Raw genomic sequence first — 20,241 nt, 5'->3', positions numbered from 1 at the left:
GGCAAAGAGAGAGTGTGTGCGGCGATGCGAAAACTGCTGCAACTGGCCTATGGTGTGGTGAAATCAGGAAAGACATTTAATGCGGAAATACCGCTTGCCGGATAGCCGACAAGACGGTATCTCTCCCGTAGGGAGAGGGAGCTGATAGCCCTTGCACTTTTGGCAGTAAAGAGACCATCTCAGCAAACCGCTCGTCACTCATCAAAGGTGAGTCACTACAATTTCAAACACGCTCGATCGGTCCCCTCTCCCTGTGGGAGAGGGTTAGGGTGAGGGGCTATGTTTACCGGACCAGAACAGTTCAACATCCCCCCAGAAATAATGAATAGAGATAAACCAATGAGTGTCACGATAAAACTCAATCCCGAACGCCGGGCCAAATACCGGCAACAGGGTTTTTGGGGCGACGCCTCGCTTGCCGATTACTGGCATCAAACCCTGCAGGCCATGCCGGAAAAGATTGCCGTGATCGACAATCGGGGGACGTCCTACACTTATGCCGCCCTCGACCGCGCGGCAAGTAGCTTGGCAACATGGTTGATCTCCTGCGGTATTCAACCGGGTGACCGCGTCGCATTTCAGCTTCCCGGCTGGTGTGAGTTTACCGTGATCTACCTGGCCTGCCTGAAAACGGGGGCAGTTTCCGTTCCCCTGCTCCCCTCCTGGCGAGAGGCCGAGCTGGTCTGGGTGCTGAACAAATGCCAGGCCAGGGTGCTGTTCGCGCCGACCTCGTTCAGAAACAGCCGGCCAATTGACCTCATCCTGCCGCTGCGGGATCAGCTTCCCGATCTGCTAGAGGTCGTTGCCGTCGACAAGCTTTCCCCCGCAACCACAACACCTTCACTTAGCCAGTTGCTAAGGGATACTCCACCACTGGCCACCCCGGTCAGCGTGCATGGCGATGAACTGGCCGCCGTGCTGTTCACCTCCGGCACCGAAGGCAAACCCAAAGGCGTGATGCTGACGCACAATAATATTCTGGCCAGCGAGCGTGCCTACTGCGCGCGGCTCAATCTCACCTGGCTGGATACCTTCCTGATGCCCGCACCGCTGGGGCATGCGACCGGTTTTTTGCACGGCGTCACGGCTCCCTTTCTGATTGGCGCACGCAGCGTCCTGCTGGATATCTTTAATCCGCTCGATTGCCTTGCCCTGCTGCAACAAGAACGCTGCACTTGCGTACTCGGGGCAACGCCTTTTGTCTATGACCTGTTATGCACCCTGCAACAGCAGCCACATGACATCTCATCGCTGCGCTTCTTCCTGTGCGGCGGTACCACCATCCCGAAAAAAATTGCCCAGGACTGCCTGCACATGGGCATTAAACTGCTCAGCGTCTACGGCTCAACGGAAAGTTCGCCCCACTCGGTGGTCAACCTGGACGATCCCCTTTCCCGCGTGCTCAACACCGACGGTTTTGCCGCACCTGGGGTAGAAATCAAAGTGGTGGATAAAGAGCGCAACCCACTCCCCAACGGCGAAGAAGGCGAAGAGGCCTCGCGTGGCCCCAACGTATTTATGGGGTATCTGGATGAACCTGAGCTGACTGCCCGCGCGCTGGATGAGGATGGCTGGTACTACAGCGGTGACCTGTGCCGCATGGATGCTGACGGCTACATTAAAATCACCGGCCGCAAGAAAGATATTATCGTGCGCGGCGGGGAGAATATCAGCAGCCGCGAAGTGGAGGATATTCTGATGCAACATCCGCGTATCCATGATGCCGCGATTGTCGCCATGCCGGATGAACGATTAGGGGAGAGATCCTGCGCCTACGTGGTGCTAAAGGCCGCTTACGGTTCGCTAACCCTGGAGGAGGTCATCACGTTCTTTGGCCGCAAACGGGTCGCCAAATACAAATACCCGGAACATCTGGTGGTGGTGGACAACCTGCCGCGTAACGCCTCGGGCAAGATACAAAAGTTCCTGCTACGTCAGGATATTATCCAGCGTCTTGGTGAAGAGGTCGCTCATTGCTGATCTATGCGGGCGCAGTATGCTGCGCCCCAAGGTAGGAAGCCGGTTAAGGCTTTATCAATCTGACTTCTTTGTGTGATCGGCACGTATATCAAGCAAATCAGTATAGGTCACTACGACGCTCTGATTCACTTTCAGATCTTTCAGGCGCGCCTGGATAGCAGGATCTTCAACAGAAACGACCTTCTGACGCCCCGCTGGCCCTTCAAAGGTGATCTCGTGCTTTTTCACATCAATATGCGTGATTTTCAAGGTCAGATTGACCTGATGCACGGCATTGACGTTAGGATTTGGATTGTTCTTGGTGGCGTTGCTTTCTTCATAAAGGCTAGTGATCGCCGGCGCAGCCTTATTCAGATCAGTATCAAGTTTAACGATGCGCGAGCGCACTATCGTGGCTTGGATCGTATCCCCCGCCTTTAAATGGGTTAAATCCTTTGCCTGATCGGTCAGTTTAAAACTGACGTTATGCCCTTCTGCCCCAGCCAAAACCACCACACGGTTTTGTTGGTCGACTGAAACCACTTTCGCAGCGAACTGATCGGTTTGGACCTCTCCGGCCAGAGGGATAACGTCTGCATAGGCTGAAGTGATACTGATGGCCAGGAGGGAAAGTGCGGTGGTGGCTTTAATCAACGAGCGGATAACTTTCATTATACAACTATCCTTATTTATCAATGGTCAATCAAACGGAAATGCATTTCTCTACTAGTCACTCATCACTAGCAAAAGAAGTCATGCATTTAAACCACATGGCATTGAATCACCACGCTAATCGTACCACAGTTAGGATAGTCAAAACTTATGCCTCGGGCAAAGGCACAGCAAAAATGCTGTCACGATCCGTGGCCGCAAGCCCTGAAATAACAAATAAAATTGATAGATTTCAACAGGAGAAATGAAAGGCTCTGGCAACAGGGCTCGAACCTGTGTCCAGTCGGATGGAGAGCCGACTGCTCTACCACTGAGCTATACCAGACATCCAAATGACATACTGTTGACTATTTTGATAGAGGTCAATTGATCAACCAGTTTAGTCGTGAAATACCCCCTGCGACCAAGTTAAACTCACCGAACCTGGCCAGCTTTGTTATTCCTACCGCGTTCACCGTGGAGCACAAAATTGTTTAAATACCGGATAAATCGGCTAGCGCTGATCGCTGTCATCGCCTTGCCCACCGCTGTCAATGCGGCCCCTAACGTGCAGGTAGGGTTTTCGCCCGAAGGCTCGGCGCGGGCGTTGGTGCTGAACATTATCAGCCATGCACATCAGTCCATCCAAATGATAGGTTATTCTTTTCAGGCACCAGATATCACCCAGGCGCTGGTAGCGGCGCACAATCGGGGAGTGGAGGTGCGCGTGGTAGTCGATAAACGCCGGAATCAGGGCAAAACCAGCCAAACCGCGATTAACTACGCGGCAACTCACGGCATACAGATGCGCATTGATGGGCATTATCATATTCAGCACGATAAGACGATGATTGTCGATGGCAAGACGGTGGAAACCGGCTCGTTTAACTATGCTCCCTCAGCTGAAACACAAAATAGCGAAAACGTGGTGGTACTGCGCCATATGCCCGACGTTACCAGGCAGTTCATCGCACACTGGCAAAGCCGCTGGGATTTGGGCCTGCCTTACAAAGTGAGGCTTGAAGCCACGAAACTGCCACAATAAGTTCATCTGCAAGCGTGGCCACTTCGGGCAAGATACAAAAATTCCTGTTACGTCAGGATATTATTCAGCGTCTTGGTGAAGATGTGTGCTCTGAATCAAAGCGGGAGCAGCATCGCATGCTGCGCCCCTACAGCCGACTATGTAAGGCCCCTACCCATTGGGTTAAGACGGGCGAAGTGTACAGCGCCACGACAATGCCTGGTGTGGTGTTGGACTACTCGGTTAACGCACCCCAAAAACGCCATACTCCACGGTCGCCAGGTAAAAACAGAAGGCCTCTCTGACCATATCGATAAAACGGGGTTTAAGCTCGATGGTCTTGCCATCTTGCCTCAAGTTCAATAAATCCAACCGCTCGGCGGCCTGAAAACATCGCTTGATATGTGAGCGGGATACCGAAAACTCCGTTGATGCTTTTAAATAGTTGTATTGCACCGTTAACGTTTCTTGCCTGAGACTTTCGATATACAGGTGAAACATCATCATGTGTCCCCCATCCTTGGTCAAAAATACGCGGCTATCTGGCACCGCGTCATACACAAACAGTTCTTTCCCTATGACCTGTGTATAATTTTTGAAAAAATCCGCCATGAAATCATCGTGATCAACCCTAGGTGTAAGAGCGAACTCAGGGTAGATCATCGTGTAAGCCAGCAGCAGGCTATCAATCAACTCACGAACCTCATTTACCCCTTTGGCTGTCGGTTGGTAGGTTAATTTGCGTTTATCCTGTTCATCACGCCTGATCGCCAAGCGCCCTCCTACCTGCAAGAAAGAGATAAACGAATCCAAGGCATTACTACTTAACAACTCATTGTTAATACAGAGCTTTTTAACTTCTTTGAAAGAAGGATTATCTAAGCTGTAATAGCCACCTAAAATGGCCGACAAAATAATAGCCCGATTAGCTTTAAATATTATCTTAAAATGAAGAGGGTTAGACAGGTAAATTGGCTTAATCGCATTATAATAAGTCACTACCGCCGCATCCAAACCCTCATTTAGACCAATCTTACGCCTCCTGCCATTGATTATTGACACTACCACGCCACTAGCTCCATCTCAGTTTATTTATCGACAACAAATAAGCAATAAATCAAAACAAAAAAACAGCCTAGTGTTAAGCAAGACTAATGTCAATGGTTATACCCCCTATTTATCAAGTAGGCGGATAATAATTTAAGCAATTGAATTTAAACAACTTAATAATCAAAACACCTTAACTAAAATTAATTATAAACAAACTTAATTATAATTATTATAAACACCAAAAATTAATAACAAAAATGGACAGTGACTCATCCAGGGTACTGTGAGAGTCTCATCCCCCCAAGGAAAGGCCTGCTAAAAAGGACACCTATTGCTAATGATTTATGGTTTTTAAGAGGCCTCACACCTGGCAACAAGATAAGGCGTTATGCGTGAGGCCTTTTATATAAGCAACCTCAAGGAAAGGTATAGCCGATTTATACCAAAGACTGCATGTATATATGGAGATTAAAAATGACTATCAAGAAAACCCTGCTAAGCGCTACCGTATTAGCCTCTTTAGCACTGAGCGGTACCGTTCTGGCTGAGGTTCCCCCTGGTTCCCAAGGCAATGGCCAGATCCTGTTCAAAGGCTCGGTGTTAAAAGCCCCTTGCGGTTTAGCTCCAGGTATTGATGGAGACAACCAATCAATCAGCTTGGGACAGGTTTCTGACGCCCAGTTGAACACTATCGGTTACAGCACCCCTATCGAATTTAAAATCAAGCTTATCGGCTGCACGTTTGATCCTAAGGCTGCCGCCGAAACCAAAGTCAACGTCCGTTTCGATGGCATGTCTGTCGGTGGTGCCAATGGTTTCCTGGGGGTCACCGGTGATGCCAAGGGTCTGGCCATCCGCCTGATAGATGCAGCTAACAAACAGGTTAAAATTGCGACAAAATCTGAGCCTTATAGCCTGCGCACCGGAGACAACACCCTGCAATTCTCCGCTCAGGTAGTTGCCTTGGAAGGGGAAGCGGTAGTTGCCGGTCACTATGATGCATTAACCAGCTTCTCTCTGACCTACCTCTAAAACCCCCAAGTGCATTAGCGGTAATTATCACCTAGCAGGTATGGCCTGGCCAAACCTGCTACTTACTAGCGTTCAGAAACTATTATTATGAACAATAAGAAAAATTACTCACCCGCTTCAACCCTATTGTTTTTTATTATTGTTGCGCATTCAGCCCAGGCAAAAAACAATGATATTGAGTTTGAAACCAGGGCATTGGACGTTCTCGATAAACAGAGTGTCAGTCTGAGTAATTTTTCACGCCCTGATTATATTCCGGCGGGAAACTACCTCCTTTTGTTAAAGTTGAATAATAGAACTCTCGACACCCTTCAGTTCCAGATAGTCGATGTCGAAGGTGATAGCAAGGTTTGCTTTACCCCGGAACTGTTGCAGAAATTTGATTTAAAAAGTAGTGCATTGCAGGGAATGTTGGAACGCCACGCACCAAGGGATAGCGCCTGCATTATCGTCCAGGATTATGCAGGCAGCACGCTGAGAATCGATCGAAAAAAGAGCGAACTGCTGTTGACGATCCCGCAAGCCGCTTTAAAGTATAACGATCCCAACTGGACACCACCGGCACAATGGGATGAAGGCATTCCCGGTATCCTGCTTGATTATAACGCCAGTGGCAACGTCTATCAGAATAAGCAGGGTTCAAACTACCTGTCATTATCTGGCTACGGGACTGCCGGTGTGAACTACGGTTCCTGGCGTCTAAGAAGTAGTCATCAGGCATTTTTATATAAAAGCAGACAGGGCGAAAAACAATCCCGCTTCAGCACGCCAACGGTTTACCTGGCGCGCTCACTCAATAATGCCGGTGCCCATTTAACTATCGGCAGAAACTACCTTTCATCCGATGTTTTCGACGCCATTGACTATACCGGGGTTGCCATGGCCAGTGACGACCGCATGCTGCCACCGGCATTGCGTGGCTATGCGCCGGTCATAGAAGGGGTTGCCAACAGCAACGCCAAAATCATCATCACCCGCGGTGATAATAACGTTATCTATGAAAGGATGGTGCCGCCCGGTAACTTTATCATCAACGATCTCACCGACATGACTTCTGGCGAGTTAAAAATGACCATCCGCGAGGAAAATGGTGAGGAGAGAACCTCAACCATTCAAACCTCCAACGTCCCTTTCCTGACGCGTTCCGGTCATGTCAGATATAAAGTCATGCTGGGGCAATCCAATGAAAACAGTGGCGGTTTCAACCCGTATCTCGCCACCGGTGAAGCCTCGCTCGGCATCCTTTCCGGAACGTCACTGTTTGGCGGCTTTATCCTTACCGATAAACAGTACTACGCCATCAACGGGGGGATTGGTTACGATATGAGCGTGCTAGGTGCCCTATCCTTTGACGTAACCCACACCGATGCACAGCTGGCAAACTCCCGCCCGCGGGGCCAAAGCTACCGTATCAACTACTCGAAAATGTTCGACAGCATTGATAGCCAAATTACCTTTGCGGGCTACCGTTTCTCAGAGGAAAACTTCCTGACGCTGAATGATTTTATCACGCTGAAAAACAGTCCGAATTATGTCAGCACCAGCAAGGAAAGTTACAATATCGTCGCCAGCAAGAACTTTACAGATCTCGGTTTTTCACTGAACGCCATTTATAGCAAGCAAACTTACTGGCAGGACGCTTCCGACAGTAATACCTACGGGTTAAGCGTGTCAAAATCCTTTGACTTCGCCGGCATGAAAAACATCAATACCTATCTCTCGGTAAACCGAACCGAGTATAAGAAAAGTTTTTATTCACAGAGCCAGAAAAACAACAACTCGATCTACCTGAGCTTTAATATTCCATTAGGTGACCAAAGCTATATGAATACCGCTATGCGTACCAACAACGGTAAATTATTACCTAGCCTGTCCTATACCAATAATGTTGACCCCAATAATATCTGGTCCGTTGGCGCCAGCGCCTATGACGGCTTGCGGCAAGGTAAGATCAATGCCAACTCTTCGCAAAAAATGGCCAAGGTTGCCACCACCTTAAACGCATCGATGAGTGACGACGATTACTATCTGGGCGGCAGCATCAAGTCCGGCTTCACGGCTACCGCTCATGGCGCCGTTATGCACCGTGACGGCTATTCCGGAAACTCAAGATTGCTGCTCGACACCAAGGGTATTGCCGGTGTTTATGTTGGCAACGGTGACCGCAACGAGCCAACCAACGCTCAAGGCTTGGCCATCATCAATGACGTCCCGGAATATTACCGTACCGATTACTCGGTTGATGCTAAACGGCTCCCCGATGATGTTGATGGTTCAGTCGCTAACATCCAAACGGTGCTAACCAAAGGGGCGATTGGCTATCGCAGACTGAATGTTTACCGGGGGATCAAAGCATTTATTCGGTTAACCGACCCCCAGGGCCAGCCGATCCCGTTTGGCACCACCGTTGAAGACGCTGCCGAGAAGAGAAGCGTTGGCATGGTGGGTGAAAATGGCGAGGTCTATATTTCCGGAGTCAGCAATGAGTCCACCCTGAAAGCGATGGATGCGGCAGGCCGACACTGTTTCTTCAGCCTGCAGGGCCAGAATGTGTCGCTGTCTTTCAGCTCCTCTACGGTATGTAAAACCCAATAATCTCACAAGGATATTCCCATGTTCCTACAGGCTACCAAGCTATTTTTTATTCTGACGCTGGCAGGTTTGAGCGTTTCCCAAGCCAACGCGGCGATCTCTATTGATAGAACCCGCGTAATTATTATGGGGGATGAAAAATCGGCACAGGTTAATATTATTAACCACAGTAAAAAATTACCTTATCTGGCACAAAGCTGGCTAGAAAATGAAAATGAGGAAAAAATAAACTCCCCCCTTACCGTGCTGCCACCGTTACAACGGCTGGAACAAGACACTACGGTGCAGGTAAACATTACCCCGTTGCCGGCTGCGGCTCAATTACCTCAGGATAGAGAGTCACTGTTCTTCTATAACCTGCAGGAGATCCCACCAAAATCTGATAAGACCAACGCAGTGCAGTTAGCTTTACGGATTAAAATAAAGGTCTTCTACCGCCCTGCGAGCCTGAAAAAAATGGCCACGGAGGTTTGGCAAGAGAAGTTAGTGCTTACCCCCGTCAATAATGGCGTGAAGATCGTCAATCCTACGCCTTTTTATATCGTTATCCCGACCCTCAGCGTAGCGAACAAACCGCTATCACTGTCGGATGAGGCTATAACGCTTAAGCCGCTGAGTGAAGTCACTGTGCCAAACGCGCTGGTAAAAAACCAGGCCATCCAACTACAGTACATTAATGATTATGGCTCTTATAACGCAATAAATTATCATTGCACGGTAAGCCAGTGCGATGTGGTTAAAAACGGTAAAAATCGCCCTTGATATTGAGGCTATTGTTATGATCAAGTTTATTCTAAGCCTCTGTTTAGGGTTGTTCTCTGTTAACTCCACCTGGGCTGATTCATCTATTGCCTGCGATTTTGAGCCAAGCTCTAGCCTCGTTCCTAGCGTAAGCCTCGCGACCCTTATCACGGGAAGAGTCCAAAAGGACACTGAAAAATATAATTGTCAGCAAGACGAAAATGGTATTACGCAATGTGACACTAAACTCATCTGGAGAATTCCCAACGTCACCTACTCCGCCAGCCAAACCACCAGGGTGACCTGCGTCAACTTTAGCGATAAAACAGAGACGATCACCTATAAGTTTGCCAAGGGTAGTGATTTGCATATCCCCATCCCTGCCAATTCTAACGTATGGAAAAACCTGACCTTAACGATCTCCGGCGCGGGCTCGCAGAAAACCTTTAGCAATATTGAAAACATGGAACACGATAAGCTGTTTTCCTGGAGCGATAGCACTTTGGCACCATGCCAAAAGAACTGCTGGGATTTAGCCCTCGCAACGCCGCGCTATACCAAGAATTTAACGTTTGATTTTCGCGTACAACCAAAAATATTTAAAACCGATTTTGTGGTTAACCCTTTCTACGATCTGCAAGACTCGGTCGGTACCCTGTGGATAGCTGCTAGCTCGGATAACGAAATGGCTTGGGGGGTAAGCAGCACCCCCTACTTGATGATCTGCGGCCTTGACATGAAGGTTTACTGCTATCTTAGTACCAGCATCGGTGGTGGTGGTGGTGGCGGCGGTGGTGGTGGTGGCGGCGGTGGTGGTGGTGGTTCAATCAAGCCACCGATCAAGCAGTGCACCTTGACCGTTGTCACCCCTGATGTGGTGGCATTCCAGCCGATCTCGTCTGACGATCTCAGCCGTGGCAGAGTCCGTAGTGAGGACTTCACCATGACCGTGATAAAAGGACCAGACCAATCCACCACCTGTATGGGCAGCGCCTATAATCTGCCTGGTGAAATCAAAACCCAAGGCGGTTACCCAATCAGCTCGACCTTTTGGGGGATTAGCCATAGCTCAGGAGCACCACAGGGTATCGGGCTGAAGCTGTTTGATTTAGGTAAAGGTGCCTACTTGAAATTCAATCAAAAATACTCCCGCTTTATTAGTGATATCAGCAGCATCAGCGAATCAAAAAGGATGCGGGCTGAAATATCCGCCACCACCAAGGATCTAAAAAAAATCAAGGATGGTGAATACAGCCAGGTGCTGACCTTCGAAGTTGCCATGCCGTGAATGTTATGGGTAAGGAAAGCAATAATGAACAGTAAATGTTTACTTTTTTTAGCCGCAACGCTGTTGGCAACCACGGCTCATGCGGAAATTACGGCGAGCAGTAGCACTCAGTTTGTGGGGAGGATCACCGTCGCCACCTGCAATATCGTGGTCGGTGACGATGATCAAACGATCAACATGGGCGAAATATCCAGCGCCGAGCTAGATGCCAAAGGGAAATCCACACCGGTGCCCTTCCTCATCAATTTATACGGCTGCGATACAGAAAATAAGAACGTCAAGATTGCGTTCGACAGAACAGGGACCGGCGCATCTGGCAGCCTGATCCCGGTTGATGGCGTGAGTGGTATCGCGTTAGGCCTGCTGGATAGTGATGGCAGCCCACTGTATTTTGGCCGAAAAAACATCGGCCAAAAAATAAAGAAAGGCGATAATACGCTGCTTTTCTCGGCTTACATTGCTAAAACGGGGCAGATTAATTCAGGCACATTTAGCCGCTTGCTTCACTACACGCTTTACTATGATTAACCGCCCTTTGCACCTCGTCATTATTCTGCTTAACGCCTAGGTACCGGCTGGGCTCATTCATTAATGAGCCCAGCTAATTAACCTTAGCAAATTACACCCTCTAATCGAATAAATCACTCTGCGTTATGCTTTTCACATACCACAGTGAAGGGTAGTGCATGCAAACAATAGAACTGAACAACGGTATTGCATGCCCCCTGGTGGGCTTTAGTGTCTTCTAAATGACGCAAAGAACGAGCGCACATCGCGCCGGCCCGGCGATGGTGGAATGGCTCACCGGGCGCAAACTCGACGTTTAACGACATAAAATTGGAGGAACTCCCGAATGCAAACACGTTATCTCGGTAAGTCCGGGCTGGAAGTATCAGCACTTGGCCTAGGCTGTATGGGGTTGAGCTTCGGCTATGGCCCGGCAACGGATACGCGTCAGGCCGTTGAACTGATCCGCGCAGCCGTTGAGCATGGCGTGACCTTTTTCGATACCGCCGAAGTCTATGGCCCGTATCTGAATGAAGAAGTGGTCGGCGAAGCCTTAAAACCCTTGCGCAATCGGGTCGTGATCGCCACTAAATTTGGCTTTACCTTTGGTGATGACAACAAACAGCAGATTTTAAACAGTCGCCCGGAGCATATCCGCCAGGCGGTGGAAGGCTCATTGCGTAGGCTTAAAACCGACGTGATCGATCTACTGTATCAACACCGCGTCGATCCCGATGTGCCCATTGAAGACGTTGCGGGCACCGTGAAAGATCTGATTGCTGAAGGCAAGGTCAAACACTTCGGCCTGTCAGAGGCTGGCGTACAAACCATTCGCCGCGCTCATGCGGTACAGCCGGTTACCGCCCTACAGAGTGAATACTCAATGTGGTGGCGCCAACCTGAGCAGGAAATACTGCCGTTGCTGGAAGAGTTAGGCATTGGGTTTGTGCCATTCAGCCCATTGGGCAAAGGCTTTTTGACCGGAGCCATCAAGACCGGCAAGACCTTCGGTGAAGATGATTTCCGCAGCAAGGTGCCGCGTTTTGCCGCAGAGGCGCTGGAAGCGAATGAGCAGTTGGTCAGCCTGCTGGCAATGCTTGCCGCAGAGAAAGGCGTGACGTCAGCGCAAATTGCCCTAGCCTGGCTGCTGGCACAAAAACCGTGGATTGTGCCCATCCCAGGTACGACCAAACTGCATCGGCTGGAAGAGAATCTGGGGGCCGCCGATCTCATTCTTTCCCAAAATGATTTGCACAAGATAACTCAAGCGCTGGAGAAGGTGAAAATCGTTGGTGAACGTTATCCGGCCGCCTTACAGGCTCGCGTGGGTCGTTAAGGTTTACTCTGGCTTGCGGTTTCCCGCAGGCCATTCAATCACCATAACGCAACGCATCAATCAAAAGAGCAAACGCGGGAGGATGCTGCTTTCTACTTGGGTAATAGAGGTAGTAACCCGGGAAAGAGGGGCACCACTCTTGCAGCACCTGAATAAGTTCTCCGGATTTGACCAAGCCCTGGACCATATCCTCTGGCACGCAGGCAAGGCCAAATCCTGACAGCACCGCGTCTATTCTTTCCGACAACAGATTCAGCGTCAGTTGGCCCCCAACCCTGACGCGCAGCGGCTTACCTGCTTTCTCAAACTCCCAGTGATATAAACCGCCTGCGGTAGGTAAACGCATATTAATGCACCGATGATCCTGCAGTTCATGTGGTGTCTGCGGAATGCTGTTGGTGGCGAAATACGCTGGCGCGCCAACCACCACCATACGCATATCCGGGCCGATCTTCACGGCAACCATGTCCTTATCGACGCTTTCGCCAAGGCGTACTCCGGCATCGAAACGCCCCTCGACAATATCGACAAAGCCGTTATCCACCACCAGCTCAACGTTGATTTCCGGGTATTGCCGTAGAAACGGCTTTAGCTTTGGCCATAGCAGGCTGCGCACCGCATGTTCGCCCGCCGAAAGCCGGATATTACCGGAAGCGGAACCATTCAGTTGAACGAGGGCTTCCAACTCCTGTTCAAGGTCTGCAATACGAGGTTCGAGACAGGCAATGATCCGCTCACCCGCCTCCGTGGGGGCAACGCTGCGAGTGGTTCTAGTTAGCAGACGCAGGTTTAAACGCTCCTCCAGCGCCTTTATAGCGTGGCTGAGTGCAGACTGTGAAACACCCAGTTTACCCGCCGCTTTGGTAAAACTTCGCTCCCTCGCCACGACGAGAAAAACCTGTAGCTCATTGAAGTTTTCTTTCAGCATGCGTATTTCCTTGGTTGACGTAAACCTTGCCAGTTCGGACAGAACTTATGAAATTAGTTCATAGACACTACCATTTTAGCCCCGTTACCGACAAAGGTTGCTGATAACTCGCCAACAAAAATGTTCTCATTCCGCCAGATTTTTTGGATGGTGCTATATTTTATGAACTGACCTCTCCCCACCGAGAAGATATATGAAAAAACATCCTTTTAGCGTTGCCGTAGGTGTTTTATCTACCGACATGTCATTTTCGGTGGGCACTGCCAAAGTAGATGAAAAATATCAATATTCATAAATCATTATCGACTACAGTCAATGATAACCCACTAATACACGCCTAACAGACAAGGTGGCGCAACCCATAGCGCTCTTACCTCATCCGTCGGGTTAGTTTACTTAGCCGAGGCCACCATGTTCCTAAATTACTTTGCGTTAGGCGTACTCATTGTTGTCTTCCTCGTCATTTTTTACGGGATCATTATTCTCCATGACATTCCTTATCTGATTGCAAAAGCACGCAATCATCCGCATGCGGACGCGATCCATGTCGCAGGTTGGGTCAGCTTGTTTACTCTGCATGTGATATGGCCTTTTTTATGGATATGGGCAACGTTGTATCGCCCAGAGCGCGGTTGGGGCATGCAAGGCCAGCAAGATCCATTTGCCCGTTTAGAGCAAAGAATAACCGAGCTGGAACAAAGCATCAGCGAAACCAAAACACCTTCTGCGGAGTAACTCCATGGACTTGCTCATTATTCTTACTTATGTCGCGTTGGCCTATGGCATATTCAAAATATTTAAAATTCCGGTCAACAAATGGACGGTTCCTACCGCAGCATTGGGGGGCGTTGTTTTAGTGGGCGCTCTGATTTTATTAATGAATTATAACCACCCCTATACTTTTCAAGCGCAAAAGGCCGTGGTTTCCATTCCCATCACACCGCAGGTGACTGGCATTGTCAGTGAGGTTACTGATAAGCAGAATACCTTTATAAAAAAAGGTGACGTACTTTTTAAAATAGAGCCCACCCGATACCAGGCGCGTGTCGATAGATTACAGGCCGATTTAATGACGGCAATCCATAGCATCCAGGTGCTTCAGGGACAATTAGATGAAGCCGTCGCCCATACCTCGGGGGTAATTGCCGAACGCGATCGTTTATATAAAGACTACCAGCGCTATCTTAGAGGGAGTCGGGCCAAGGTAAACCCGTTCTCCGAAAGCGATATTGATAACGCCAGACAAAATTTTCTGGCACAGGATGCGCTGGTGAAAAGTTCATTGGCTGAACAGGCACAGATTAAAAGCCAGTTAAACAGCGTCGTCAACGGAGAACAGTCGCAGATTGTCAGCCTCCGGGCCCAGTTAACGGAAGCCAAATACAATCTCGACCAGACCGTGGTTCGCGCCCCCAGTAATGGCTATGTAACCCAAGTGCTTATCCGCCCAGGAACTTACGCGGCGGCGTTGCCACTGCGCCCGGTAATGGTGTTTATCCCGCAACAAAAACGGCAAATCGTCGCGCAGTTCAGACAAAATTCACTGTTACGCCTGAAATCGGGCGATCAAGCCGAGATCGTCTTCAATGCGCTACCTGGCCAGGTATTTCAGGGGAGACTGACCAGCATACTTCCCGTCGTTCCCAGCGGGACGTACCAGGCGCAGGGAACCCTGCAATCATTGAGCATGATACCGGGCTCCGATGGCGTGCTGGCGGTGATTGAGTTAGAGCCGAATGCGGATGTTGATGCTTTGCCAGATGGCATATTTGCCCAGGTGGCGGTGTATTCCGACCACTTTACCCATGTTTCCGTGATGCGTAAGGTGCTGTTACGCATGACAAGCTGGATGCACTATCTCTATCTTGATCATTGATCCCGTGTGGCTGAATGGACAGCAAGAGCGGACCTTGTTGCAGCGCTGGTGTCGACAATGGCAAACCACGCCCTGAGGACAGGGCGATGGTGCTTGGCTTCAAAAGTCGTTACTGCGGAACCCGGCAACATAGTCGATAAAGAAACGCATATTTTCAGCGTTGCTATTTTCAAGATCATAAAGATTTAACATCAGCTGCATTTCATAATCAGGTGATTGATTGATGGTTCTCACTTTTCGATCATTGATAAAGAAATCAATCTTGTTTTCCGTCCATGCAATGGCGTAAGTGTTGAATAGAGTGACGTCAATCTCAACAGGCTCCTCATAGAATTCTTCCCTAATGCGGGTATCGCCAAAGGGATGAACCCCATAACCAATCAGAGAGTAGCCGTCACGGATATTCTTACCCTTAAGCTCGAAGAGGCAAATCTCCGCAGACCGTTCGGGGAGATCTTCGTAACCGATCATCCAGAGCGCCGCGACATTGCTTGCTGCAATAGGGCATTTGGCTCGCAGTTCGAAATAGCCATACTTTGGCAGATATTTTTTCTCAGCCACCTGTGCTTGTCGTACCCGGCAGTCTGGCGAAAAGCGATGCTGGCCAAGTAATGACCCCACCGGGCCAGAGTAAACACCGGTTTGCAAAGAAGACACTCTCACTTCTCCATTAAACTCCGGGCACCAAGGTTTTTGATCTTGCTCGATATTAAGTGAAAACCCGTTTTCAGAGAACTCGAATCTGGGTGAGGATAACTCCCGGCTACTCCACTGCGGTAGATAGTAGGGAAGCCAATGTGACTCATCGAGATAACCGCGATCAAACCCATCATAAAATTCCAGCTGGTATTTTTTCTCATCAATAATTTTTTGGTTTGCAATTTTCATTATTATCCACCTGAAATATAACAATATTGCTTCAGAATATATGTGTTGGTTAAAAAAGCCGCTTCGGTTAACCAACGGGCGATAATCATAGCGATAGTCCAATTTTTGACGCTGATCTGGCGCATCATAACGCTGAAAGACGATGGGCTTTGGGGGAGTCATTGTATCGACAAAGGCGTAAACTGATTTCCGGCAGACAAACGTGTATTTCTTGCCCCTGGGAGGCCTGATGCTTGATTCCTTTTACTGGATTAATGAACCCAAACAATGGCAGTGCGATAACGGCAAGTTAAGCGTTGTCACAAATGACAAAACCGACTTCTGGCAAAAAACCTGGTACGGGTTTGAGCGTTTTTCAGGGCACATCTTCGCCACCGACGTCATTGAAGACTTCACTTTTCAGGTAAAGGTCTGTGCGGACTTCACCACGCTGTATGACCAGGCCGGGATCATGTTCATGACCGATGACCAGCACTGGCTTAAAGCCGGTATTGAGTTTAACGACGGCGCACCCGCAATAGGCAGCGTGCTGACGCTGGAGAACTCAGACTGGGCAACCGGCACCTTTGCGGGGGATCCACGTGAGTTCTGGCTTCGCTTGACCCGCAAAGGCAACAGCCTGCGATTACAGTACTCAATGGAGGGTCATCACTGGCCGCTGCTACGCTTATGTTACTTTCCGCAAGGCGCAGCGAAAATCGGTGTGATGTGCTGCACGCCTGAACGTCGTGGGTTATCGGTGGACTTCCTGAATATCACGCTGACTCCACCGGTGGATAAAGCCTTGCATGACCTAAGCTAATCGTTCGAGTCTATGCGATTCAGTATGCTGGATCGCCTTCACTGCCCGCGCGACAACATTAACGCTGATGTAGCAAGGATCACACTTTTCAGTGCCAGCTTATTCCCATACAAACAATGTGTGTTATTATTCCCGCCGTAAAACCCTTTCAACTCATACCGAGGCTTTGATGCTGGAGAATGTAATCATCCGATAGTCAGCTTCCCGACCTTTTCAGGCCGGACTGATTATCAATGCGCCGAAATCGAATGCGGACACCGCTGTGTGTTTGCACGTTTTGCACATGATGATTAACAGGTTTTTCAGCATGAATTTATCCCGTCAGGAACAACGTACCTTACACGTTCTCGCCAAAGGTGGACGTATTGCGCACGTCCGCGATACATCCGGCCGCGTCACTTCCGTTGAATGCTACAGCCGTGAAGGGCTGCTGCTCAGCGACTGCACGCTCTCCGTGTTCAAAAAACTCAAAACCAAAAAGCTGATCAAGTCCGTCAATGGCCAGCCGTACCGCATCAATACCAGCGGGCTGAACAACGTTCGCGCCCAGTTGGACAATCGCTAAGGAGAGTGTGATGGACATCAACACGATTATTTCTGGCTCCCACCCCATAAAACTGTCGCCAGATGAAAGCAAAATCCCCTGGGACGATCCAGCGTTTAGCCAGCGCATGTTGGAGAACCACTTGTCACAGGAGCACAACTGGGCCAGCCGGAAGCTACCGGTCATTGAGCGGCAGGTGGCATGGATCGCCAGCCAGCTCCCAGCAGGCGCACGCATTCTCGATCTCGGCTGCGGCCCCGGCTTTTACACTCATATGCTTACAAAGCGCGGCTTTCGCTGTACCGGCGTGGATTTCTCTCCGGCATCTATCACCTATGCCCGTCAGCAGGCAGAGGCGGCAGGATTAGACATTGAGTACCTGCAACAAGATGTACGGGTGTACTCCCCGGAGAACCGGTTCGATTTCATCATGATGACCTTTGGTGAACTGAATGTCTTCAGCGCGGTGGACGCCCGCACCTTACTTAGCCGTTGTGCGCAGTGGTTAGCTCCAGGAGGCAAGCTGCTGGCAGAAGTACATACCTTTGATGAAGTAAAGCGTCAGGGCATGGCTGCACCGAGCTGGCAACGCTGTCCGCAAGGGCTGTTTCTCGCCAGACCTCACTTGCTGTTGACGGAACACGCCTGGGATGAAACAGCGCAGACCAGCTCAACGTTGTTCTGGGCCATAGAAGAGAATGGTGACGCCACTCGTTTTGGTAACCAAATGACGGCCTGGCACGATGAAGAATATCTCCGCCTGATCGGTGATAGTGGCTTCACCGTGATCCCCGGGCCGGATAGTACAGCATGGCCAGCCAGCGAAACGTTCGATGGAAAGCTGATTGCCCTGCTGGCAGAAAAAGCGATGACAGCAACCTCTGAAACGGCACAAATCAATGAAAGGAATTCTGCATTGGATATCCCACGTATTTTCACTATCTGCGAAAGTGCTCACCGCATTCATAACCCGTTCACGCCCGAGAAGTACGCCACTCTCGGCGCAGTGTTACGTATGGAACCGGGCACGCGAGTGCTCGATCTCGGCAGCGGTTCGGGGGAGATGCTCTGCACCTGGGCACGCGATTACAACATCATCGGTACTGGTATCGACATGAGTCCGTTATTTACTCAACAGGCCAAACTGCGAGCAGAGGAGCTCGGTGTCGCCGAACGCGTCGACTTTATCCATAACGACGCTGCCGGTTACGTAGCTGATGAAAAATGTGATGTGGCGGCCTGCGTCGGTGCCACCTGGATTGCTGGAGGCGTCGCCGGGACAATTGAGCTGCTGACAAAAAGCCTCAAGCCTGGCGGGCTCCTGCTGATCGGTGAACCTTACTGGCGTCTGTTACCGCCGACGGAAGAGATCGCCAAAGAGTGCGGTGCCACTGCCCTCGCCGACTTTCTCCCCCTGGCAGATCTTGTCACCTCCTTCGACACACTCGGCTACGACGTTGTGGAAATGGTGTTGGCAGATCAGGAAGGTTGGGACAGGTACGTCGCGGCCATGTGGCTGACGATGCGCCGGTGGTTAGAGGCAAACCCCGACGATGATATGGCGGAGCAAGTCCGGACGCAGTTAACGACAGAGCCTAAACGCCACGTGATGTACACGCGTGAATACCTTGGCTGGGGGGTGTTTGCTTTGATGGCTCGATGATCAAAGGCCGCAAATGAGAAAATAGCCAGAAACAACAAGGGCGCAGTATCTACACACTGCGCCCTTAAACATCGTTCAAATCTGGCTAGCGGAAAACCTAGCTACGCACCAAATCGTCGCCGTAGCCAATCCACTTATAGGTGGTCAGCGCGTCCAGCCCCATCGGGCCGCGAGCATGCAGCTTCTGGGTGCTGACCGCGACTTCCGCGCCCAAACCAAACTGGCCACCGTCGGTAAAGCGGGTGCTGGCATTGACGTATACCGCAGAAGAATCCACCGCGCGGACAAAATACTCGGCGTTGCTCAGCGAGCGCGTCAGAATGGCATCGGAATGGCTGGTGCCGTGGGTGCGAATATGATCGATGGCCTGATCGATATCGTCCACCAGCGTCACGTTCAAATCCAACGATAGCCACTCATCGTCGTAATCTTCCGCAGCAACCGCAACCACCTTCGCTGGTCCTTCCTGCAACAACGGCATGGCGTTATCGCTGGCGTGCAACGTCACCCCAACGGCGGCCATACGCGCGCTCAATGCAGGCAGGAAGCTGTTAGCGATAGTCCGGTTAACCAGCAGGGTTTCGACCGAGTTACAGGCGCTTGGCCGCTGTATCTTGGCGTTTTCGATGACCGTCAGCGCCTTGTCATAGTCTACACTGTCGTCTACATAGATATGGCACACGCCGATACCGCCGTTGATCACCGGAATGGTCGATTGTTCGCGGCACAGCTTATGCAGCCCAGCACCACCACGCGGGATCAGCATGTCTACATAGCGATCCATTCGCAGCAGTTCATTCACCAACTCACGATCCGGGCTTTCGATCGCCTGCACCGCCGCCGCTGGCAGGCCGCACTGTTCCAGCGCCTGCTGGATCACTTTCACCGTCGCCTGATTGGTGTGGTGGGTCTCTTTACCGCCACGCAAGATCACCGCATTACCGGTTTTCAGGCACAGGCTGGCGACGTCGATAGTGACGTTGGGGCGCGCTTCATAGATCACCCCAATCACCCCGAGCGGCACACGGCGGCGCTCCAGCTTCAAGCCGCTGTCCAGCAGATTGCCGTCCAGCACGTGGCCAACCGGATCGCTGAGACGGCAGACCTGGCGTACGTCATTGGCGATCGCCGCCAGACGCGCCGGAGTTAGCAGCAGGCGATCCAACAGGGCTTCACTCATCCCGGTGGCACGCGCCTGCGCCATATCCTGCTCATTCGCCTGTAGAATCTCTTCGCTGCGGGCTTCCAGCATGTCGGCCATCACCGCCAATACCTGGTTCTTTTTCGCCGTGCTCAGTACCGCCAACTGCCAGGAAGCCTGTTTGGCGGCTTTCCCCATCTGCTCGAGCATGTTCACTCC

The 20,241-nt window shown here is 50.6% G+C and carries 18 protein-coding genes and 1 tRNA gene; 13 read left to right on the top strand and 6 right to left on the bottom strand.

Annotated features, from left to right (window positions below; all coding sequences use genetic code 11):
* Positions 1–339 precede the first annotated feature (339 nt).
* On the top strand, positions 340–1,980 hold the full coding sequence (gene fadK, locus ACMV5I_RS19215; RefSeq protein ID WP_414825071.1) for a medium-chain fatty-acid--CoA ligase: 1,641 nt from the start codon (positions 340–342) through the stop codon (positions 1,978–1,980).
* 54 nt (positions 1,981–2,034) lie between these two features.
* Here the strand turns inward: fadK and ACMV5I_RS19210 are convergent, their stop codons facing one another.
* Both ACMV5I_RS19210 and ACMV5I_RS19205 read right to left on the bottom strand, forming a co-directional pair.
* Complete coding sequence (locus ACMV5I_RS19210; protein ID WP_202672777.1) at positions 2,035–2,631, bottom strand: hypothetical protein; 597 nt, start codon at positions 2,629–2,631, stop codon at positions 2,035–2,037.
* Between the two features lie 252 nt (positions 2,632–2,883).
* A tRNA-Glu gene (locus tag ACMV5I_RS19205) sits at positions 2,884–2,956 on the bottom strand.
* 144 nt (positions 2,957–3,100) lie between these two features.
* On the opposite strand from ACMV5I_RS19205, the gene ACMV5I_RS19200 reads away from it, so the two are divergent.
* Positions 3,101–3,655, top strand: coding sequence for a phospholipase D family protein (locus ACMV5I_RS19200; RefSeq protein ID WP_414825070.1), 555 nt, complete (start codon positions 3,101–3,103; stop codon positions 3,653–3,655).
* Positions 3,656–3,877: 222 nt separating this feature from the next.
* Here the strand turns inward: ACMV5I_RS19200 and ACMV5I_RS19195 are convergent, their stop codons facing one another.
* On the bottom strand, positions 3,878–4,696 hold the full coding sequence (locus tag ACMV5I_RS19195; RefSeq protein ID WP_414825069.1) for a hypothetical protein: 819 nt from the start codon (positions 4,694–4,696) through the stop codon (positions 3,878–3,880).
* Positions 4,697–5,158: 462 nt separating this feature from the next.
* On the opposite strand from ACMV5I_RS19195, the gene ACMV5I_RS19190 reads away from it, so the two are divergent.
* The 6 genes from ACMV5I_RS19190 to ACMV5I_RS19165 all read left to right on the top strand — a co-directional run bounded on the left by ACMV5I_RS19190 (position 5,159) and on the right by ACMV5I_RS19165 (position 12,180).
* Complete coding sequence (locus ACMV5I_RS19190; RefSeq protein ID WP_162304339.1) at positions 5,159–5,716, top strand: fimbrial protein; 558 nt, start codon at positions 5,159–5,161, stop codon at positions 5,714–5,716.
* Positions 5,717–5,803: 87 nt separating this feature from the next.
* Positions 5,804–8,311, top strand: coding sequence for a fimbria/pilus outer membrane usher protein (locus tag ACMV5I_RS19185; RefSeq protein WP_237737075.1), 2,508 nt, complete (start codon positions 5,804–5,806; stop codon positions 8,309–8,311).
* An 18-nt stretch (positions 8,312–8,329) separates the two neighbouring features.
* Positions 8,330–9,070, top strand: a complete 741-nt coding sequence (locus ACMV5I_RS19180; protein ID WP_414825068.1) for a molecular chaperone — start codon at positions 8,330–8,332, stop codon at positions 9,068–9,070.
* On the top strand, positions 9,039–10,337 hold the full coding sequence (locus ACMV5I_RS19175) for a hypothetical protein (protein WP_202727780.1): 1,299 nt from the start codon (positions 9,039–9,041) through the stop codon (positions 10,335–10,337). Before ACMV5I_RS19180 ends, ACMV5I_RS19175 begins: the two co-directional genes overlap by 32 nt.
* 24 nt (positions 10,338–10,361) lie before the next feature.
* The gene (locus ACMV5I_RS19170; RefSeq protein ID WP_162304337.1) at positions 10,362–10,865 is read left to right on the top strand and encodes a fimbrial protein; all 504 of its coding nucleotides are present in this window, start codon (positions 10,362–10,364) and stop codon (positions 10,863–10,865) included.
* A gap of 325 nt (positions 10,866–11,190) precedes the next feature.
* On the top strand, positions 11,191–12,180 hold the full coding sequence (locus tag ACMV5I_RS19165) for an aldo/keto reductase (protein WP_414825067.1): 990 nt from the start codon (positions 11,191–11,193) through the stop codon (positions 12,178–12,180).
* A 34-nt stretch (positions 12,181–12,214) separates the two neighbouring features.
* Here ACMV5I_RS19165 and ACMV5I_RS19160 read toward each other — a convergent pair whose 3' ends face one another.
* Complete coding sequence (locus tag ACMV5I_RS19160; RefSeq protein WP_414825066.1) at positions 12,215–13,108, bottom strand: LysR family transcriptional regulator; 894 nt, start codon at positions 13,106–13,108, stop codon at positions 12,215–12,217.
* Positions 13,109–13,519: 411 nt separating this feature from the next.
* Here ACMV5I_RS19160 and ACMV5I_RS19155 point away from each other — a divergent pair, with 411 nt between their 5' ends.
* Positions 13,520–13,843, top strand: coding sequence for a DUF3302 domain-containing protein (locus ACMV5I_RS19155; RefSeq protein WP_071681216.1), 324 nt, complete (start codon positions 13,520–13,522; stop codon positions 13,841–13,843).
* Positions 13,844–13,847: 4 nt separating this feature from the next.
* On the top strand, positions 13,848–14,984 hold the full coding sequence (locus ACMV5I_RS19150; RefSeq protein ID WP_121608861.1) for an HlyD family secretion protein: 1,137 nt from the start codon (positions 13,848–13,850) through the stop codon (positions 14,982–14,984).
* Positions 14,985–15,083: 99 nt separating this feature from the next.
* On the opposite strand, the gene ACMV5I_RS19145 is transcribed toward ACMV5I_RS19150, so the two are convergent.
* Entirely contained in the window at positions 15,084–15,872 is a 789-nt protein-coding gene (locus tag ACMV5I_RS19145; protein ID WP_414825065.1) for a glycoside hydrolase family 16 protein, read from the bottom strand.
* A 229-nt stretch (positions 15,873–16,101) separates the two neighbouring features.
* Here ACMV5I_RS19145 and ACMV5I_RS19140 point away from each other — a divergent pair, with 229 nt between their 5' ends.
* The 3 genes from ACMV5I_RS19140 (at position 16,102) to ACMV5I_RS19130 (ending at position 18,881) form a co-directional block, all read left to right on the top strand.
* Entirely contained in the window at positions 16,102–16,674 is a 573-nt protein-coding gene (locus tag ACMV5I_RS19140; protein ID WP_024483658.1) for a DUF1349 domain-containing protein, read from the top strand.
* A 307-nt stretch (positions 16,675–16,981) separates the two neighbouring features.
* Entirely contained in the window at positions 16,982–17,239 is a 258-nt protein-coding gene (locus ACMV5I_RS19135; RefSeq protein ID WP_284121182.1) for a YjhX family toxin, read from the top strand.
* A 10-nt stretch (positions 17,240–17,249) separates the two neighbouring features.
* Positions 17,250–18,881: a methyltransferase domain-containing protein gene (locus ACMV5I_RS19130; protein ID WP_414825064.1), complete on the top strand. Its 1,632-nt coding sequence runs from the start codon at positions 17,250–17,252 to the stop codon at positions 18,879–18,881.
* Positions 18,882–18,978: 97 nt separating this feature from the next.
* Here the strand turns inward: ACMV5I_RS19130 and proA are convergent, their stop codons facing one another.
* On the bottom strand, positions 18,979–20,232 hold the full coding sequence (proA, locus tag ACMV5I_RS19125; RefSeq protein WP_414825063.1) for a glutamate-5-semialdehyde dehydrogenase: 1,254 nt from the start codon (positions 20,230–20,232) through the stop codon (positions 18,979–18,981).
* Positions 20,233–20,241: the final 9 nt, after the last annotated feature.

The sequence above is a fragment of the Serratia sp. T13T92 genome, assembly GCF_047530105.1.
In the GTDB taxonomy this organism is placed as follows: Bacteria; Pseudomonadota; Gammaproteobacteria; order Enterobacterales; family Enterobacteriaceae; genus Chania; species Chania fonticola.
Note: the sequence above shows the minus strand (reverse complement) of the source record. Positions and strands in the feature narration are given on the sequence as shown.

Bases quoted from the DNA above. Each gene is read 5' to 3' on its own strand.
- ACMV5I_RS19180 (WP_414825068.1), top strand. From the start codon at position 8,330: ATGTTCCTACAGGCTACCAAGCTATTTTTTATTCTGACGCTGGCAGGT.
- proA (WP_414825063.1), bottom strand. From the start codon at position 20,232: ATGCTCGAGCAGATGGGGAAAGCCGCCAAACAGGCTTCCTGGCAGTTG.
- ACMV5I_RS19175 (WP_202727780.1), top strand. From the start codon at position 9,039: ATGTGGTTAAAAACGGTAAAAATCGCCCTTGATATTGAGGCTATTGTT.
- ACMV5I_RS19135 (WP_284121182.1), top strand. From the start codon at position 16,982: ATGAATTTATCCCGTCAGGAACAACGTACCTTACACGTTCTCGCCAAA.
- ACMV5I_RS19190 (WP_162304339.1), top strand. From the start codon at position 5,159: ATGACTATCAAGAAAACCCTGCTAAGCGCTACCGTATTAGCCTCTTTA.
- ACMV5I_RS19185 (WP_237737075.1), top strand. From the start codon at position 5,804: ATGAACAATAAGAAAAATTACTCACCCGCTTCAACCCTATTGTTTTTT.
- ACMV5I_RS19165 (WP_414825067.1), top strand. From the start codon at position 11,191: ATGCAAACACGTTATCTCGGTAAGTCCGGGCTGGAAGTATCAGCACTT.
- ACMV5I_RS19145 (WP_414825065.1), bottom strand. From the start codon at position 15,872: ATGAAAATTGCAAACCAAAAAATTATTGATGAGAAAAAATACCAGCTG.
- fadK (WP_414825071.1), top strand. From the start codon at position 340: ATGAGTGTCACGATAAAACTCAATCCCGAACGCCGGGCCAAATACCGG.
- ACMV5I_RS19130 (WP_414825064.1), top strand. From the start codon at position 17,250: ATGGACATCAACACGATTATTTCTGGCTCCCACCCCATAAAACTGTCG.
- ACMV5I_RS19170 (WP_162304337.1), top strand. From the start codon at position 10,362: ATGAACAGTAAATGTTTACTTTTTTTAGCCGCAACGCTGTTGGCAACC.
- ACMV5I_RS19150 (WP_121608861.1), top strand. From the start codon at position 13,848: ATGGACTTGCTCATTATTCTTACTTATGTCGCGTTGGCCTATGGCATA.
- ACMV5I_RS19140 (WP_024483658.1), top strand. From the start codon at position 16,102: ATGCTTGATTCCTTTTACTGGATTAATGAACCCAAACAATGGCAGTGC.
- ACMV5I_RS19155 (WP_071681216.1), top strand. From the start codon at position 13,520: ATGTTCCTAAATTACTTTGCGTTAGGCGTACTCATTGTTGTCTTCCTC.
- ACMV5I_RS19160 (WP_414825066.1), bottom strand. From the start codon at position 13,108: ATGCTGAAAGAAAACTTCAATGAGCTACAGGTTTTTCTCGTCGTGGCG.
- ACMV5I_RS19210 (WP_202672777.1), bottom strand. From the start codon at position 2,631: ATGAAAGTTATCCGCTCGTTGATTAAAGCCACCACCGCACTTTCCCTC.